Raw genomic sequence first — 16,332 nt, forward strand, 5'->3', positions numbered from 1 at the left:
CTGTGCACCGTACGCAAGAAGGCTAGCTGCACGGAGGTGTGCCGAACGCCGTGTCCCCGGAAGGTGGCGAGAGAACCGGGATCGCTATCGAGTAGCGAATATGACACCCTCGGGAGAACGGAGGGGGTGCAATGCGACAAGTCACCGATATGGTGCGCAGGAACAGCGTGACGATCACGGGCAACCGACAGGGCCCGGTGGTCGTCCTCGCGCACGGTTTCGGCTGCGACCAGCACCTGTGGCGCCTGATGATCCCGCTGCTCGAACCCGACTTCACCGTGGTGCGGTTCGACCACGTCGGCTCCGGGCGTTCCGATGCGACCGCCTGGGACTCCCAGCGCTACTCGCGGATGGAGACCTACGCCGAGGACGTCGTGGACCTGTGCCGGAGCCTGGATCTCGGGCAGGTGCTCTTCGTCGGCCACTCGGTGAGCGCATCGATCGGTGTCCTCGCGGCGGCCGCTGCCCCGGAGGTCTTCTCCGGTCTCGTGCTGCTCGCGCCGTCCCCGCGCTTCATCGACGATCCGGCCAGCGGATACCGAGGTGGGTTCAGCACCGACGACATCGACGAGCTGCTCGAATCCCTCGAGGCGAACTATCTGGGCTGGACCGAGTCGATGGCGCCGGTCATCATGGGCAATCCCGAGCGACCGGAGCTCGGCGACGAACTCGCCGAGATCTTCTGCCGCACGGATCCCGAGGTGGCGCGCGTCTTCGCCCGGGTGACCTTCCTGTCCGACAACCGCTCCGACCTGGCCGCGGTGTCGGTGCCCACGCTCGTCGCCCAGTGCGCCCACGATGCGATCGCTCCGCGCGAGGTCGGTGCCTTCGTTCACGAGCAGATCCCCGGGAGCGAACTCGTGACCCTGAACGCGACCGGCCACTGCCCGCAGCTCAGCGCACCCGAAGAGACAGCAGCCGCGATCGCGGCGTTCGCGCGCCGATCGGGGTGACGGCGACGACCGATCGAACCCTCGATCCCCGTATCCGACACGGCGATGCGCTGTACGACAACGCGCCGTGCGGATTCCTGACGACGCTCCCGGACGGCCGGATCACGGAGATCAACCGGACCTTGACGGACTGGCTCGGGTTCACGAGCGACGAACTGGTCGGCAAGCGGTACTTCTCGGACCTTCTCAGCGTGGGCGGCCGCATCTACCACGAGACCCACTACGCGCCGCTCCTCCTCATGCACGGACAGATCAACGGGATCGCCCTCGAACTCGTCCGTGCCGACCGGACCCGGCTGCCGGTCCTGGCCGCCTCGGTGGTCGAGCCGGACGCCGAGGGCAGGCCCACGCTGATCCGCACGATGCTGTTCGATGCCCGCGAGCGCCGCGCCTACGAGACGGAACTGCTCCGTGCCCGTCGCGAGGCCGAACTCGAGCGTGAGCGGCTCCGCACGATCAACGCCACACTCCAGGCGACCCTTCTTCCGCCGAGCCTGCCCGCGGTACCGGGACTCGAGGTCGACGCGTACTACCACATCGCGTCCCCCGACGAGGTCGGCGGCGACTTCTACGACCTGTTCCCCGCGCGCGCCGGCACGTGGGGGCTGTTCCTCGGCGATGTGTGTGGAAAGGGCGCTCGCGCAGCGGCGGTGACGTCGATCGTCCGCTACACGCTGCGCGCCGCGGCGGTCTACGAGACGGTCCCGTCCGCGGCGCTCAGGACGCTCAACACCACCCTGCTCGACGAACGCGACAGCGAAACGCGAGCCCCCTTCTGCACGCTCACCTTCGGCACGGTCGCGCCCGATCCGGACACCGGACGGGTCGACATCCGTCTCGCCTCGGGTGGGCATCCGCCGCCGCTCCTCGTGCGCGCGAACGGCAACGTCGACTATCTCCCCACGATCGGCGGACAGCTGATCGGAATGCTGCCCACGCCGCGGCTCGTCGAGCACACCTTCGCGCTGCGCCCCGGCGACACGCTGCTGCTGTACACCGACGGGGTGACCGAGGCTCTCGTCTCCGGTGAGACCCGTGAACGCTTCGGGGAGGACCGGCTCCTCGAGCACGTCCTCGCATCGAAACCGACGAGCGCGGCGGAAGCGGTCGGGGCCGTCCGCGAGGCGCTCGCGACGCTCGGGGCGGGCGTGCAGGACGACGTCGCCCTGCTCGCCCTGCACGCGCCCCGGTAGAACGATCACCAGCCGCGTTCGGCGAGCCGGTGGGGCTGCGGGATCTCGTCGACGTTGATACCGACCATCGCCTCGCCGAGGCCCCGCGAGACCTTCGCGAGCACGTCGGGATCGTCGTGGAAGGTGGTGGCCTTGACGATCGCGGCCGCACGCTGGGCGGGGTTGCCCGACTTGAAGATTCCGGATCCGACGAACACGCCCTCCGCCCCGAGCTGCATCATCATCGCGGCGTCGGCGGGGGTGGCGATGCCACCGGCGGTGAAGAGGGTGACGGGCAGCTTGCCGGCGCGGGCGACCTCGACGACGAGGTCGTAGGGGGCCTGCAATTCCTTGGCGGCGACGTAGAGCTCGTCCTCGGGAAGCGAGCTCAGGCGCCGGATCTCCTGGCGGATCCGGCGCATGTGGGTCGTGGCGTTCGAGACGTCGCCGGTGCCGGCCTCGCCCTTGGAGCGGATCATCGCCGCGCCTTCGTTGATACGGCGCAGTGCCTCACCGAGATTCGTTGCGCCGCACACGAACGGCACGGTGAACGCGAACTTGTCGATGTGGTTCTCGTAGTCGGCGGGGGTGAGCACCTCCGACTCGTCGATGTAGTCGACCCCGAGGGCCTGCAGGACCTGCGCTTCGACGAAGTGGCCGATGCGCGCCTTGGCCATGACGGGGATCGAGACGGCCTCGATGATGCCGTCGATCATGTCGGGATCGCTCATGCGCGACACGCCGCCCTGCGCGCGGATGTCGGCGGGCACGCGTTCGAGGGCCATGACCGCCACCGCGCCGGCGTCCTCGGCGATCTTCGCCTGTTCGGGGGTCACCACGTCCATGATCACCCCGCCCTTGAGCATCTCGGCCATGCCACGCTTGACGCGGGCGGTACCGGTGACGGGGGCGGTGTCGGGGCTGGTCACGATGGGAGTCCTCCTCGGTGGACGGATCGGCGAAAGCTGCCGGCGCACGGGCGACGGGCAGCGGAACCGAGCCTAGGGGCGCAGCCGAGCCGGTCCTATAGCCAGTTCGGAACAACTGGACTGCCGCACACCGGTCCACTCCTCGGACGGGCACTGAAGATCCCGCGCATTCCCCAAAGGAACCGTCCAGTTTCGCGAACTGGATCTCTACGTGAGAGGCCCTGCGGCCGGACCGAAAGGGTTCAAAATTTCACCGGATCGCGCGGATCTCGGGCTCCAGCCGCCGCGTCGCAACCTGCCTCGCCTCATCGAGGAGCTCGGGCAGATCGTGCGGGTAGACCGGGTTCCCGGACCGCACCAGCGCCTGCAGTTCGTCGTCGTCGAACCAGCGATGGTCGAGGCGCATGCTCCGTTCGAGATCGGTGAAGCCGTCTGCAGCGGGTTCGAAGGACGGCACCCGCACCGAGAAGAACAGCTCCTCCGAGTGCAGGACCTCACCGTTGAACGGGAAGACGGCCACGCGCCGCCACATCGGCCCGCACAGGAGGTCGCGCTCGACCCGCAGACCGGTCTCCTCGGCGAGCTCCCGGAGCGCGGCCGTCGCCAGGTCCTCGCCGGGCTCGACGGCGCCACCGATCGTGAACCAGAAGTGCCGCTCGGGCACCGCGGGGTCGTGTCCGCGCAGCAGCAGGACCCGGCCGTCCTCGTCGAGCACGACGACGCGAGCCGACGTGCGTGCCCGATCCGGCACCGGGGTGGTCCGCGAAGCGGGAGCAGGGGCCGCTCCTGAGGAAGGGGACGTGCCGGGAACGGCCGGAGGCGCGGTGGCGACCGCACCCGCCCGCTCGGCAATCTCGAAATAGGTGGGCAGCGGCGCGGTTCCCCCGAGGTGCAACCAGCGGACCGGCCGTCGGGTGCGCAACGCCAGGGTGTCGCGCACCGCGTCGTTGTGGAAACGACGGGCGATGAGCACCCGCGCCTCCGCGTCGGCGAGCTCGGCCACGAGTTGGGGGCGCAGCCGGCCGGTCTCGAGCCGTGCCAAGGAGGCCGACAACGCGTTCTCGGCCTCCTCGCGCCGGGCGCGGTCCGCACGTTCGGCAGTATCGGCGAGCAGGGCGAGTGTGCGTCCCTCCGGGACCGGGATCGACGCCACGATGCTCCGCACGACCGCCGCGCGACGCGCCAGGGCCGCATCGAGTGCCTGCCAGGACAGATCCGAGCGCACATGGAGGCGGTCGAGTCGGTTGGCGGTGGAATAGGCCCACACACTGATCGCCACGACCACGGCGGCGATCAGCGACAGGACGAGGATCGTCACCGCGCTGACGGTCACGACCGGACCTCCCGCACCGGGCCGGCACCGACGGTGACGGTCTCGTAGACCCGCAGGATCTGATCTGCGACCACCGGCCAGTCGTACGCTTCGACCACCGTGGATCCGAAGTCGACCAATGCCTGCCGGCGGTCGTCGTCGTCGAGGACCTCGAGGAGTCCACGCGCGAGCGCATCGGCATCGGCGACCGGGACGAGGACCCCGGCCTGCCCGTCGCGCAGTACCCGGCGGAAGGCGTCGAGCTGGGAGGCGACGACCGCCGTCCCCGCGGCCATGGCCTCGACGAGCACGATGCCGAAGCTCTCACCACCGAGGTTCGGCGCGCAGTACACGTCGGCGCTGCGCATCGCGGACGCCTTCTCGTCGTCGTCGACCTGCCCGAGCAGCCGCAAGTGCCGGAAGTAGCGTCCCGCTTCCTTCCGCAAGCGGTCCTCGTCACCGCGCCCGACCACGAGGATCTCGATGTCGGGATGTCGGGCGACGAGCGCCGGCAACGCGCCGAGCAGGATCTCCATGCCCTTGCGGGGTTCGTCGTACCGGCCGAGGAAGAGCACCGTGCGGCCCGCTCGCGGGTAGCCCGGCAGCAGCGGGGCGTGCCGGAAGAACGGCACGTCCACACCGTTGGGGATCTCGACCGCATCGGCACCGAGAGAGGTGACCTGCCACCGCCGGGCCAGCTCGGACACCGCGATCCGGCCGCTGATCTTCTCGAGATAGGGCTGCAGGACACCCTGGAAGGTGCTGAGCACCAGCGATTTCGTCGTCGACGTGTGGAAGGTCGCGACGATCGGTCCTTCCGCCACCTTGAGCGCGAGCATCGACAGGCTCGGCGCGTTCGGTTCGTGGATGTGGAGGACGTCGAAATCGTTGTCGTTGATCCACCGGCGGACCCGGGCATAGGAGACCGGACCGAAACTCAGGCGCGCGACGGACCCGTTGTACGGGATCGCGACGGCGCGACCGGCGGAGACGACGAAGTCGGGCAGGGGCGTCGTCTCCGACGCGGGTGCCAGCACACTCACCTCGTGCCCGCGGCCGATGAGGACCTCCGCGAGATCCACGACGTGTGCCTGTACTCCACCGGGAACGTCGAAGGAGTACGGGCAGACCATCCCGATCCTCACCTACGCCTCCATCCGGGCGCGGCGAGCCTCCGACAAGTCGTCGAGCCACAACGGCTGCAGCATGTGCCAGTCCTCGGGGTGGGCGGCGATGTTGGCGGCGAACCGGTCGGCGAGGGCCTGTGTGGCAGCGTCGATCCCGACACTCACGTCGAGCTCCGGATCCACGCGGAACCCCCAGCCGTCCTCGGTGAACCAGCAGTGCACCGGCAACAGTGCCGCACCGGTGTCGATGGCCAGTTTCGCCGGTCCGGCGGGCATGCGGGTGGGTTCGCCGAAGAAGGTGACCGGCACTCCCTTGCGGGCGAGGTCGCGTTCGCCGAGCAGGCACACGATCCGGTTGTCGCGCAACCGCGCGGCAAGCTCCCCGAACGGCGGCGTCTCCCCGCCGCTCGAGGGGAAGATCTCGAAACCGAGACCCTCGCGGTAGTCCACGAAACGGCGGTAGAGGGACTCCGGACGCAGGCGCTCGGCGACCGTGGTCAATCCGCCGAAGTAGCGGACGCACCACACGCCGGCGAGATCCCAGTTCCCACTGTGGGGCAGCGCCAGGATCGCGCCGCGACCGGCGGCGAGCGCCGCCTCGATGTGCTCACGGCCCTCGATGGACGAATCGATCGACTTCGCGGTCGCGTCGAGATCCATCGATGGCAGGCGGAACGCCTCGCGCCAGTAGCGCGCGTAGGACCGGACCGACCGGCGGATCAGATCGTCGGGCACCTCGTGCGGCTGCACCCCGAGCACCCGCGCGAGGTTGCGGCGCAGTTGCTGCGGTCCGCCGCCACGGCGCGCCGCATGGTCGGCGCCGGCGTCGAACAACCGTCGCGCGACGCCGTCGGGCAGTGCCCGGACCAGGCGCCAGCCACCCGCGTACGCGAGATCGGACGCCTTCTCGCCGACACTCACTGTGCTCCCCCGTCGTCCCGGGTCTCCGTCGTCCCCCCGGCCGGGGGCGTGATGGGAAGCAGTTCGCGCGCACCCGCGGAGTTGCGGACGGCGAGCACCCGCTGGAAGACGGTGATCACCGATCCGACGACGAGCAGCCACATGGCGATGTGGATCGCCCAGTCGAGTCCGAGGCCGGTGAGACCGGCGCCGACGAGCACGATCACGAGCCGGTCGGGTCGTTCGATCAGACCGCCGTCGGCGGACAGTCCACTCGCTTCGGCCCGCGCCTTCGCGTACGAGATGACCTGCGAGGTCACCAGACAGAGCAGGGTGGCGACGAACAGCGGACGGCTCTGCTCGTGGTAGACGGCCCACCACGCGAGACCGGCGAAGATCGCTCCGTCGGCGACCCGGTCGCAGGTCGCGTCGAGAACCGCGCCGAAGCGCGTTCCGCCACCGCGGGCCCGGGCCATGGCTCCGTCGAGCATGTCGAACATGACGAACAGCCAGATGACCATCGCACCCCAGAACAGGTGTCCCATGGGGAACAGGGTCACGGCGGCGGCGATCGTGGCGACGGTGCCGACGACTGTGACGGCGTCCGGAGTCAGGCCGGTACGGATCAGCGCCTTGCCGAGCGGCGCGGTGACCTTCGACACCGACGCACGCCCGAAGAAGCTCAGCATCCCGCGACCCCTGTCTTCCTGTCCGACCGTTGTGTCCGGAATCCGATCCTGCCACGAGTAGGGCCGGGAATGCGCAGTCGGCCCGCAGCGGATCGACACGCGAACGGCACCACGGCCGTACGATGCGATCGCGACGACTCGGGGAAGGCTGTCACTCGTCCCATGCCGAGGCGAGCAGTGCACGGGTGTCGCGCAGCAACTGCACCATGACCTTCGACCCACCGAGGACGGTGATGAAGTTGGCGTCGCCGCCCCAGCGCGGCACGACGTGCAGGTGGAGATGCTCGGCCAGCGAGCCTCCCGCCGCGGCACCGAGGTTGAGGCCGACGTTGAAGCCGTGCGGACGCGAGACGCGCTTGATGACGCGGAGCGCCCGCTGCGCGAACTGCATGAGTTCGGCGCTCTCCTCGGGCGTCAGGTCCTCGAGGTTGGCCACCCGGCGATACGGTACGACCATCAGGTGCCCCGGGTTGTACGGGTACAGGTTGAGCACCGCGTACACCGTTTCGCCGCGAGCGACGACGAGACCTTCCTCGTCGGACATCTTCGGGATATCGGTAAAGGGTTCGTACGGCTCGTCGCGACCTCGCGGGGACTCGGTGATGTACGACATCCGGTGCGGCGACCACAGGCGCTGCAGGTGGTCGGACTCCCCCACACCGCGATCGACCATCGACGCGGGACTGTCGTCGGTCGCGGGGATGTCGGCCGGCCCCGGAATGCGATCGCCCGTCACGACGGGCTGCCTTCCCCACCGGAACCGACGAGCTCGGCGGTGGGCGAGGCGTTCTCGCGGCGACGGACCCATTCGGTCACGATCCGCACGGCCTCGTCGACCGGCACGCCGTTGACCTGCGTGCCGTCGCGGAAACGGAAACTGACCGCGCCCGCCGCGACGTCGCGCTCACCGGCGAGCAGCATGAACGGCACCTTCTGCGTGGTGTGGGTGCGGATCTTCTTCTGCATACGGTCGTCGGAGACGTCGACCTCGGCCCGGATCCCCTGAGCCTTCAGCTTGCCCACGACGTCGAACAAGTGGTCCTCGAAGTCCGCGGCCACAGGAATGCCCACGACCTGGACGGGCGAGAGCCACGCCGGGAAGGCACCGGCGTAGTGCTCGGTGAGCACGCCGAAGAACCTCTCGATCGACCCGAAGAGCGCCCGGTGGATCATGACGGGCCGGTGTTTCGCCCCGTCGGTGCCGGTGTACTCGAGCTCGAATCGCTCCGGCAGATTGAAGTCGAGCTGGATCGTCGACATCTGCCAGCTGCGGCCCAGGGCGTCCTTGACCTGCACCGAGATTTTCGGACCGTAGAAGGCCGCACCGCCCGGATCGGGGACGAGGTGCAGACCCGAGGCCTCGGCGACCTCGCGCAGGGTGTCGGTCGCGACGTCCCACAGCTCGTCGCTGCCGACGAACTTCTTGGGATTCTTCGTCGACAGTTCGAGGTAGTAGTCGTCGAGCCCGTAATCCTTCAGCAGGTCGAGGATGAACTTCAGGACGCTGGTGAGCTCGTCGCGCATCTGCTCCGGGGTGCAGAAGATGTGCGCGTCGTCCTGCGTCATGCCGCGCACACGGGTGAGCCCGTGGATCACACCGGACTTCTCGTAGCGGTAGACGGATCCGAACTCGAACATGCGAAGCGGCAGCTCGCGGTACGAGCGGCCTCGCGAACGGAAGATCAGGTCGTGCATCGGGCAGTTCATCGGCTTGAGGTAGTAGTCCTGACCCGGCTTGCGAACCGTGCCGTCCTCGTTGAGCTCCTCGTCGATGTGCATCGCCGGGAACATGCCGTCGCGGTACCAGTCGAGGTGACCGGAGACCTCGTAGAGGTGGCCCTTGGTGATGTGCGGCGAGTACACGAACTCGTAGCCGGCCTCGACGTGCCGCTGACGCGAGTAGTTCTCCATCTCCTGGCGGATGATGCCGCCCTTCGGATGGAAGACCGGCAGTCCCGAGCCGAGCTCGTCGGGAAACGAGAACAGGTCGAGTTCGGTGCCGAGCTTGCGGTGGTCGCGGCGCTCGGCCTCGGCGAGGAGTTCGAGGTGCGCGTCGAGCGCCTCGGTGGACTCCCAGGCCGTGCCGTAGATGCGCTGCAGGCCGGCGTTGTCCTGGTCGCCGCGCCAGTAGGCCGCGGAACTGCGCGTGAGCTTGAACGCCGGGATGAACTTGGTGGTGGGCACGTGCGGGCCGCGGCACAGGTCCTTCCAGACGAGCTCACCCGTGCGGGGGTTGAGGTTGTCGTAGATGGTCAGTTCCTTGCCGCCGACCTCCATCACCTCGGGGTCCGGCTCGAAGTCACTGCTTCCTGCCTTGTCGTCGATGAGTTCGAGTTTGAACGGTTCGTCCTTCAATTCCTCGCGGGCGTCCTCGAGGCTGTCGACGACGCGACGCGAGAAGCGCTGGGCATCCTTGACGATCTTCTTCATCCGCTTCTCGAGCTTCGCGAGATCTTCGGGCGTGAAGGGACGCTCGACCTGGAAGTCGTAGTAGAAGCCGTCGCGGATGGGCGGGCCGATGCCGAGCTTCGCCTCCGGGAACTCCTGCTGCACGGCCTGTGCGAGCACGTGGGCGGCCGAGTGGCGGATGACGCTGCGACCGTCCTCGGTGTCGGCGCCGACGGCCTCGACCTCGACGTCCGATTCCGGCGTCCACGAAAGATCGTGCAGCGTGCCTTCCGAGTCGCGGACGACCACGATCGTCTCGGGTCCCTTGGTGGGCAGACCCGCGTCACGGACCGCCGCGCCCGCAGTGGTCCCCGCGGGCACCCGGACGATCGTGGCTGGTTTCGCGGATGCGGGCGTGGTCACTGTGACGGACTCCTCGGCTCGATGCCTGATACGTGGTCGTCGCCGGACGCGTGCTGCGGTCGACGATCGCGAGCACACGGCAACTTCATCATGCTATCGACATCCGCCCGGGCAGCGAACACAGGGAGCCGAGCGGAGAAACTCAGAGGTGGTTGAGACCCGTCAGCACCCGTTCGAGCAGTTCGACGTTCGGTCCCACCTTGTCGGCCGTGCGGTGCACGGTGATCTCGCCGGTCGCCGCGAGATCCCCGACGAGCACGCGCGCGACACCGAGCGGGATCTGCGCGAGGGCCGCGATCTCCATGATCGATCTCGGCTGGGCGCACAACGCCAGCACGAGGCGATGCTCGTCCATCGCCGGACCGGACTCACTGCCCATCGCGGAGGGGACGGCCGACACGAGCACTTCGAGAGGCAGCTCCACCTCGGCTCGGGTGCGTCCCCCGCTCCGCACGAACGGGCGCACGAACGACGACGTCTCTGACTGGTTCATGTCCTCGATTCCCACACTGGTCCCGGTGCCCGCATTCCGGCCGGCCGGCTGCGCTGCACCGCCCGACAACGCTCTGTCGACCGACAACGCTCTGTCGACCGGCTGCGCTGTGTCGACCGGCTGCGCTGCGGGACGGTACATCTCGGCTGCCGTGACCTCGTCCACGACGGGGCCCGGCTCGCGGTGATTCCGTACCGGCACGGCGTGATCCGCCGGCCGCCGACGTCGACGGGACCGACCGGATCCGAATCTCGCTCCGGTCGCCCCCACGACCGGCCATTCGCTGTCCGCAACGCTCATCCGGACGTGCCCTCCTCGACGACCACGATCCTGCCATCACTACGCGCACTTCGGCCACAAGCACCACAGCTGTGCCCACACGACACGCGTGGTCGGGCCCGAGGGGGCCGTTGCGGTTCGAAGGAAACAAGCGCTCGCGGGCGACCACCCGACCGGGCGCCACGCACGCTCAACGATTTCATCAAGGTACGAAAAAAGGCACCCCTGCGGGGGTGCCTTTCGTCACTGCCGATCTCAGTGGTCCCGGCTGGGATCGAACCAGCGACCTCCCCGGTGTGAACGGGACGCTCTTCCACTGAGCCACGGGACCGGGCCGCTCCGCAGCGGCTCGAACGAGATGGAACACTAACACGCTCCCGCCATGAAGACGAATCGCCTGGTCCCAGCGTTTCGACGCGGATGTTCCGTGCAGCGCGTTCGGGTGGCGCCTCTCGCGCGCGTACGCGAGCGGGCAGGAGACCGTGCTCGTAGAGACGAGAAGGCGCACCCGGAGCCCCGGGACGTGGACGGCCCTCAACTCGGGAGGACCGGGGAACGCAAGTGTCGGCCGGAGCGACACGAGCGGGGGACGCGGGCTCGGCCTCCGAAGCCCTATTCGTCGCCTCCCGCAGGGGTCATCAGCCCGTCACCTTCGCGAAATCTGCCGGTTTTCTGCCGTTGACCTGCGGATTTGTGCGTTTCGTAGATGCTCGGCTACTGTTTTGAACCGCACCACGGAGAGCACGACGCCGAACGGTGCGAATGCGGATGTAGCGCAGCTGGTAGCGCATCACCTTGCCAAGGTGAGGGTCGCGGGTTCGAATCCCGTCATCCGCTCGAGAGGTTGGACTCGACCTTTTACGGTGGAGTGGCCGAGTGGTGAGGCAACGGCCTGCAAAGCCGTGCACACGGGTTCGATTCCCGTCTCCACCTCGCGCGATTAGCTCAGCGGGAGAGCGCTTCCCTGACACGGAAGAGGTCACTGGTTCAATCCCAGTATCGCGCACCAGGTTCGACCAGCACGTGGGCCGAGCCGGTTCACCGAAAGAACGTGCACATGCGGATGTAGCGCAGCTGGTAGCGCATCACCTTGCCAAGGTGAGGGTCGCGGGTTCGAATCCCGTCATCCGCTCCATTCCGGCGATCACCATGCCGGCGCGATTAGCTCAGCGGGAGAGCGCTTCCCTGACACGGAAGAGGTCACTGGTTCAATCCCAGTATCGCGCACAGAAGATGAAGGCTCCCTTCGAATTTCGAAGGGAGCCTTCATTCGTTCGTGGAGACGCATTCGTTCGTGGAGACCGCCGATCGTCCGGGCCACCCGGTGAGAATCCGGCAACGGGTGATCCGGTGCGGAGGTATTCCCCCGCACCGGACCGGCGCGTCACGCGCCGAGCGTGTTGATCCCCGCGATCATCGCCCGCAGCGACGACTCGTTGCCGGTCTCGCCCGTGCCCATCACCCAGGTCGTGCGCTCGCCGGAGCGGCACAGCAGGAAGGTCGCGGACATCTCACCGAGGTCGTGGCGGTGGAACGACAGGATCTCGATGTTCAGCCCGAGGTCGTACAGCATCGCGGTCATCGCGGCGATCGGTCCGCAGGTCGTGGCGGATGCCGTATGGATCGTGTCGCCGATCGCGATCGTCGCCTCGAAGGCGCTGCGTCCCGCACCCAGGGCCGTCGCGGTCCAGCCACCGAGGCGGACCGGGCCGTGCTGCGCACCGTAGGTGGATTCGAACTCCGTCCAACTCATGCCGGAGGCTTCCTCGCGCAATCCCCGAGGAAGGCCGCGTCCGTAGCGGGCGAAGAACGGATCGGCATCAGGGGTGCCAGAGGGGAACATCGGAGCGAAACCCGAGAAGGAGGTGAAGGCGTTCATCGTTCGTAGTGGTCTTCCACGAGAAGGAAGGACCGACGCGTAGCTCAACGACCCGCAGCGAGGGGTCGGTCCGAATCAGACCCCGCTACGGCGGTGAACTACGAGTACGCGCTTCATAGCCGCGACGGTACAACGCACCGACATTTCGTGCAAGTCGCATCCACGGGACCGTGTGACGCAACCGTGACCACGGTCGCTGGAACCTGAGGGATCCCTCATGTAGCGTGGATGTTGCCATCCCCCCGATGGTGTCGAACCCCAGCCATGACCCCCCATCCAAGGCTGGGGTTCAGCCATATCCGGACCCTTCTCCGTCTCGCGTCCGGGCTCGTGTCTCCGTCTCGCATCGACACGCGGGGCACCTGCCGTATTGTCCCGTCCGAGTGCTTCACTGGGGTGCATGTCCATGCCACCACTCGAAGAAGCAGTCTCCGTCGACGAGGCGGGCATCTGGGACGCCGAGGCAATCGCTCAGGTCGCCGCCGCGACCTTCCCGCTCGCCTGCCCTCAGGACGCCGCCGAGGACGACATCGCCGACTTCATCGAGCGCACCCTCAGCGCGGAGAAGTTCGCCGAGTACCTGTCCTCCCCCGAACGCATCGTTCTCGAGGCGCGCGCGGGTGAGGAGATCGTCGGTTATCTGATGGCAGTGGACGCCGCTCCCGAGGATCCGGCGATCGACGCGATGATCACGGCGCGGCCGGCGATCGAGATCAGCAAGCTGTACGTGATGCCGGGCCATCACGGTTCCGGAATCTCTGCGGCGCTCATGGATGCGATCGTCGCGCGGGCCCACACACTCGGGCGTGTGGGCCTGTGGCTCGGCGTCAACCAGGAGAACACCCGCGCCCGGCGCTTCTACGAGAAGCAGGGCTTCGAGGTGGTGGGCACGCGCACGTTCGTCGTGGGGGCGCAGACGCACGACGATTTCGTCATGCAGCGCACCCTCCGAAGGGATGCCGGCCGGTGAGCCGGTGATGGGGTGAAGGTCGACCCGGCGCGCATGAGCGCCGGGTATCCGATCAGCCCGCGGCAACCTCGAATCGGGACAGCGCCAGCAGACGGGACGTCGCGCGCAGGTACTTCTTGCGGTAGCCGCCCGCGAGCATCTCGGGCGTGAAGATCTCGTCGAGCTTGGCGCCGGAGACCGTCACGGGGATGCTCGCGTCGTACATGCGGTCGGCGAGGACCACCAGACGTAGGGCCACCGACTGGTCCTTCGCCGGGTGCACACCCTCGAGGAAGACGGCGGGGACACCCTCGACGAGCTTGCCGTAACGGGACGGGTGCAGCGTGCTCAGGTGCGCGCACAGCTCGTCGAAGTCGTCGAGCGTCGCACCCGGGATCGCGTCGGCGCGCTCGGTGAGCTCTGCCGAGTCGACCGGATCGGGTGCAGGCGGCAGGTCGCGGTGACGGTAGTCGGGGCCGTCGACGCGGATGGTCTCGAAGATCGACGCGAGCTTCTTGATCTCGCGCAGGAAGTCCTGTGCCGCGAACCGTCCCTCACCCAGCTGGCCGGGGAGCGTGTTGGAGGTCGCGACGATCGAGACGCCGCGGGCCGACAGTTCGGTCAGCAGGCGCGAGACGAGCATGGTGTCGCCCGGATCGTCGAGTTCGAACTCGTCGATGCACAGCACGCTGTGGTTCGACAGCTCCTCGACGGCCTTGTTGAATCCGAGGGCGCCGACGACGTGGGTGAGCTCGACGAACGTGCCGAAGGCCTTGGGCGCGGGTGCGCTGTGGAAGATCGAGGCGAGCAGGTGGGTCTTGCCCACGCCGAAGCCGCCGTCGAGGTAGAGGCCGGCCCCCTGCGGCTGGGAGCGGCGGCCGAACAGGCCGCGCTTGCCGCCGCGGATCTTCCCGATCTTGCCGACGAACTCCGCAGCGGTCGTCACCGCGGCCGCCTGGCTCGGCTCGTTCGGATCCGGAATGTACGACTCGAAGCTCACCTCGTCGAACATCGCGGGGGGCACCATCTGCGCCACCAACTGGTCTGCAGGCACCACCGGATTGCGGTCGACGAGACGTTCGTGCATCAGCCCAGGGTACGACCGCATCATGCTCGGATCCTCACTCGAATCCGGAATGCGACCTACTTCACACGGCGTTCACCTCGGCGTCATGCACCGGGAGGACACTTCGGATCGGCCGCTCGACCACCGGTTGCGCGCGGCCGCCGGTGAACCTGGCAGGCTGTGCGCATGCGCAGATCGGGAGTGATCGCCGCGATGTTGATCACGGTTGCCGCGGCGTCGACCGCGTGCGGAGCAGGACCGTCGATACGTCCCGACGTCGCCGTGGTGCGCGACGATCCCGGTGTCGCCGTCGACGGGACCCCGCAGGACGAGACCGAGGTACCCGAACTTCCGGTGCCGTCGGCCGAACCGGCGTGGCGGAACTGCACGGACGAGACGCTCTCCTCGTTCGACGCACCGCCGGGTGCCCAGGGCCTCGTTCTCGAGTGCGCGGAGGTCGTCGCCCCGATCGATGCGGCCGGCACCGTGACGGGCACCTTCCCGCTGGCAGTCATGCGCGCACGACTGCCCGACACCCCCACCGACGTGGCGCCGCTGGTTCTCACGACCGGCGCCGACGTCGCGTCGACGCGCGCACTGACCGCCATGGCGACCGGCGCGATGTCGGGTGCACTGGCGATGCGTCCGATCGTCGCGGTGGATCGGCGCGGGATCGGCAACTCGCTCGCGATCGACTGCATCTTTCCTGCTGATCGTCGCGGTCTCGGCGATCTCGGACAATTCGGCCGCACCGGCGATGCACCCGAACGCGTCGCCGATCTGGGTCGTCAGGCGACCGTCTCGTGCACCGACTACCTGCAGCCGCAGCAGCTGATGTTCGGCGCATCACACGCCGCCGACGACATCGAACGCCTCCGGCAGGCATGGGGCGTGGACCGGATCGGTCTCCTCGGGGTGGGGAACGGTGCGACGGTCGCGCTCGCCTACGCCGCCGCCTATCCGGGCGCGGTCGGCCGTCTCGTCCTCGACTCCCCCGCCGCGGCCACCGCCGACGCCGAACTCATGGCCGAGTCGCAGGCCCGCGGCGCGGAGGCCGCCGTCGATGCCTTCGCCCGGCAGTGCACCGCCCTCGACTGCGCCCTGGGCGACGATCCGCGCGCGGCGATCGAGGATCTGCACGAGCAGGCCACCGAGGGTGAACTCGCGCCGGTCTCGGCCAATTCTTTCCTCACGGCGCTGACGGGTGTCCTCGGCACGCCGCGCGCCGATCTGCAGGCCCGCGTCCGTGAGGTGGCGGACGTCCTCGCAGCCGCGCAGGACGGCGATGTCATGCCGCTCATCGAACTGGTCGGTGTGGCCGAGGAGAGGCTCTCGACGGACGGTCAGTTCGTCGCCCGGTGCAGCGACGGACAGCGCTGGCCGACCCCGACCCACGCGGGCGATCTCGCCCGGAGTTGGTCCACCCTCTATCCGCTGTACGGCGCGGATCTGGCGACGGGCCTGACGGCATGTGCGGCGTGGCCGAGCCTGCCTCCCCCGCCGCTGCCGGCGGCGCTCGACGTGCCCGTGCTCGTCTCCTCGGGGGCCGCGGACCCGGTCGTGGGCAATGCCGGCGTGGAGTCGGTGACCGGTGTGCTCACCGCAGGCGGTATCGCCTGGGCGTCACTGTCGTGGCAGGGTGCCGGTTACTCGGCGGTCCTGCACTCGGGATGCGTGCAGGCCCGGGTGGAGACCTATCTGTCCGACGGAGAACTTCCACCCAACGGGAGCCTGTGCCCCGCGTGACGTTCCCCGGTCGGAGGCAGGGCGTGT

Annotated in this window: 14 protein-coding genes and 6 tRNA genes; 9 read left to right on the forward strand and 11 right to left on the reverse strand. The window is 68.5% G+C overall.

Going from position 1 to position 16,332, the window contains the following annotated elements:
- Nucleotides 1-131 precede the first annotated feature (131 nt).
- Nucleotides 132-953 (forward strand): alpha/beta fold hydrolase, encoded by an 822-nt coding sequence (locus tag BLV31_RS15365; protein ID WP_033096572.1) that lies wholly within the window; start codon nt 132-134, stop codon nt 951-953.
- Nucleotides 950-2,146: a SpoIIE family protein phosphatase gene (locus BLV31_RS15370; RefSeq protein ID WP_064060272.1), complete on the forward strand. Its 1,197-nt coding sequence runs from the start codon at nt 950-952 to the stop codon at nt 2,144-2,146. Before BLV31_RS15365 ends, BLV31_RS15370 begins: the two co-directional genes overlap by 4 nt.
- A gap of 5 nt (nt 2,147-2,151) precedes the next feature.
- On the opposite strand, the gene pdxS is transcribed toward BLV31_RS15370, so the two are convergent.
- The 9 genes from pdxS to BLV31_RS15415 form a co-directional block, all read right to left on the reverse strand.
- A complete protein-coding gene (pdxS, locus tag BLV31_RS15375) occupies nt 2,152-3,054 on the reverse strand; it encodes a pyridoxal 5'-phosphate synthase lyase subunit PdxS (protein WP_006551383.1) in 903 nt (300 codons plus the stop codon).
- A 250-nt stretch (nt 3,055-3,304) separates the two neighbouring features.
- Entirely contained in the window at nt 3,305-4,387 is a 1,083-nt protein-coding gene (locus BLV31_RS15380) for an NUDIX hydrolase (protein WP_064060271.1), read from the reverse strand.
- Nucleotides 4,384-5,511 (reverse strand): glycosyltransferase family 4 protein, encoded by a 1,128-nt coding sequence (locus tag BLV31_RS15385; RefSeq protein WP_024100742.1) that lies wholly within the window; start codon nt 5,509-5,511, stop codon nt 4,384-4,386. Before BLV31_RS15385 ends, BLV31_RS15380 begins: the two co-directional genes overlap by 4 nt.
- A complete protein-coding gene (locus tag BLV31_RS15390) occupies nt 5,512-6,414 on the reverse strand; it encodes a phosphatidylinositol mannoside acyltransferase (protein ID WP_006551380.1) in 903 nt (300 codons plus the stop codon). It abuts the gene before it with no gap.
- Nucleotides 6,411-7,082, reverse strand: coding sequence for a phosphatidylinositol phosphate synthase (gene pgsA, locus BLV31_RS15395; protein WP_006551379.1), 672 nt, complete (start codon nt 7,080-7,082; stop codon nt 6,411-6,413). The genes BLV31_RS15390 and pgsA overlap by 4 nt, the downstream gene beginning before the upstream one ends.
- A gap of 151 nt (nt 7,083-7,233) precedes the next feature.
- Nucleotides 7,234-7,755, reverse strand: coding sequence for an ATP adenylyltransferase (locus BLV31_RS15400; protein ID WP_051121556.1), 522 nt, complete (start codon nt 7,753-7,755; stop codon nt 7,234-7,236).
- A 59-nt stretch (nt 7,756-7,814) separates the two neighbouring features.
- On the reverse strand, nt 7,815-9,893 hold the full coding sequence (thrS, locus tag BLV31_RS15405; protein ID WP_006551377.1) for a threonine--tRNA ligase: 2,079 nt from the start codon (nt 9,891-9,893) through the stop codon (nt 7,815-7,817).
- A 142-nt stretch (nt 9,894-10,035) separates the two neighbouring features.
- The gene (locus BLV31_RS15410) at nt 10,036-10,686 is read right to left on the reverse strand and encodes a DUF742 domain-containing protein (protein WP_006551376.1); all 651 of its coding nucleotides are present in this window, start codon (nt 10,684-10,686) and stop codon (nt 10,036-10,038) included.
- A gap of 238 nt (nt 10,687-10,924) precedes the next feature.
- A tRNA-Val gene (locus tag BLV31_RS15415) sits at nt 10,925-10,996 on the reverse strand.
- Between the two features lie 433 nt (nt 10,997-11,429).
- On the opposite strand from BLV31_RS15415, the gene BLV31_RS15420 reads away from it, so the two are divergent.
- The 5 genes from BLV31_RS15420 to BLV31_RS15440 all read left to right on the forward strand — a co-directional run bounded on the left by BLV31_RS15420 (nt 11,430) and on the right by BLV31_RS15440 (nt 11,892).
- Nucleotides 11,430-11,502, forward strand: a tRNA-Gly gene (locus tag BLV31_RS15420).
- Between the two features lie 25 nt (nt 11,503-11,527).
- Nucleotides 11,528-11,598 (forward strand) — tRNA-Cys (locus tag BLV31_RS15425).
- 1 nt (nt 11,599) lies between these two features.
- Nucleotides 11,600-11,674: transfer RNA gene (locus tag BLV31_RS15430), tRNA-Val, on the forward strand.
- Nucleotides 11,675-11,724: 50 nt separating this feature from the next.
- Nucleotides 11,725-11,800, forward strand: a tRNA-Gly gene (locus BLV31_RS15435).
- A 20-nt stretch (nt 11,801-11,820) separates the two neighbouring features.
- A tRNA-Val gene (locus BLV31_RS15440) sits at nt 11,821-11,892 on the forward strand.
- 157 nt (nt 11,893-12,049) lie between these two features.
- On the opposite strand, the gene BLV31_RS15445 is transcribed toward BLV31_RS15440, so the two are convergent.
- Nucleotides 12,050-12,544 (reverse strand): 2-isopropylmalate synthase, encoded by a 495-nt coding sequence (locus BLV31_RS15445; protein WP_006551375.1) that lies wholly within the window; start codon nt 12,542-12,544, stop codon nt 12,050-12,052.
- 400 nt (nt 12,545-12,944) lie between these two features.
- Here BLV31_RS15445 and BLV31_RS15450 point away from each other — a divergent pair, with 400 nt between their 5' ends.
- The gene (locus BLV31_RS15450; RefSeq protein WP_006551374.1) at nt 12,945-13,514 is read left to right on the forward strand and encodes a GNAT family N-acetyltransferase; all 570 of its coding nucleotides are present in this window, start codon (nt 12,945-12,947) and stop codon (nt 13,512-13,514) included.
- Nucleotides 13,515-13,566: 52 nt separating this feature from the next.
- Here BLV31_RS15450 and zapE read toward each other — a convergent pair whose 3' ends face one another.
- Nucleotides 13,567-14,580, reverse strand: a complete 1,014-nt coding sequence (zapE, locus tag BLV31_RS15455) for a cell division protein ZapE (RefSeq protein ID WP_006551373.1) — start codon at nt 14,578-14,580, stop codon at nt 13,567-13,569.
- A gap of 165 nt (nt 14,581-14,745) precedes the next feature.
- On the opposite strand from zapE, the gene BLV31_RS15460 reads away from it, so the two are divergent.
- Nucleotides 14,746-16,305 (forward strand): alpha/beta fold hydrolase, encoded by a 1,560-nt coding sequence (locus BLV31_RS15460; RefSeq protein WP_024100738.1) that lies wholly within the window; start codon nt 14,746-14,748, stop codon nt 16,303-16,305.
- Nucleotides 16,306-16,332 lie beyond the last annotated feature (27 nt).

The organism is Rhodococcus pyridinivorans (genome assembly GCF_900105195.1).
GTDB lineage: Bacteria > Actinomycetota > Actinomycetes > Mycobacteriales > Mycobacteriaceae > Rhodococcus > Rhodococcus pyridinivorans.

Bases quoted from the DNA above. Each gene is read 5' to 3' on its own strand.
- BLV31_RS15365 (WP_033096572.1), top strand. From the start codon at position 132: ATGCGACAAGTCACCGATATGGTGCGCAGGAACAGCGTGACGATCACG.
- pgsA (WP_006551379.1), bottom strand. From the start codon at position 7,082: ATGCTGAGCTTCTTCGGGCGTGCGTCGGTGTCGAAGGTCACCGCGCCG.
- BLV31_RS15400 (WP_051121556.1), bottom strand. From the start codon at position 7,755: ATGGTCGATCGCGGTGTGGGGGAGTCCGACCACCTGCAGCGCCTGTGG.
- BLV31_RS15410 (WP_006551376.1), bottom strand. From the start codon at position 10,686: ATGAGCGTTGCGGACAGCGAATGGCCGGTCGTGGGGGCGACCGGAGCG.
- BLV31_RS15445 (WP_006551375.1), bottom strand. From the start codon at position 12,544: ATGAACGCCTTCACCTCCTTCTCGGGTTTCGCTCCGATGTTCCCCTCT.
- BLV31_RS15450 (WP_006551374.1), top strand. From the start codon at position 12,945: ATGTCCATGCCACCACTCGAAGAAGCAGTCTCCGTCGACGAGGCGGGC.
- zapE (WP_006551373.1), bottom strand. From the start codon at position 14,580: ATGCACGAACGTCTCGTCGACCGCAATCCGGTGGTGCCTGCAGACCAG.
- BLV31_RS15460 (WP_024100738.1), top strand. From the start codon at position 14,746: ATGCGCAGATCGGGAGTGATCGCCGCGATGTTGATCACGGTTGCCGCG.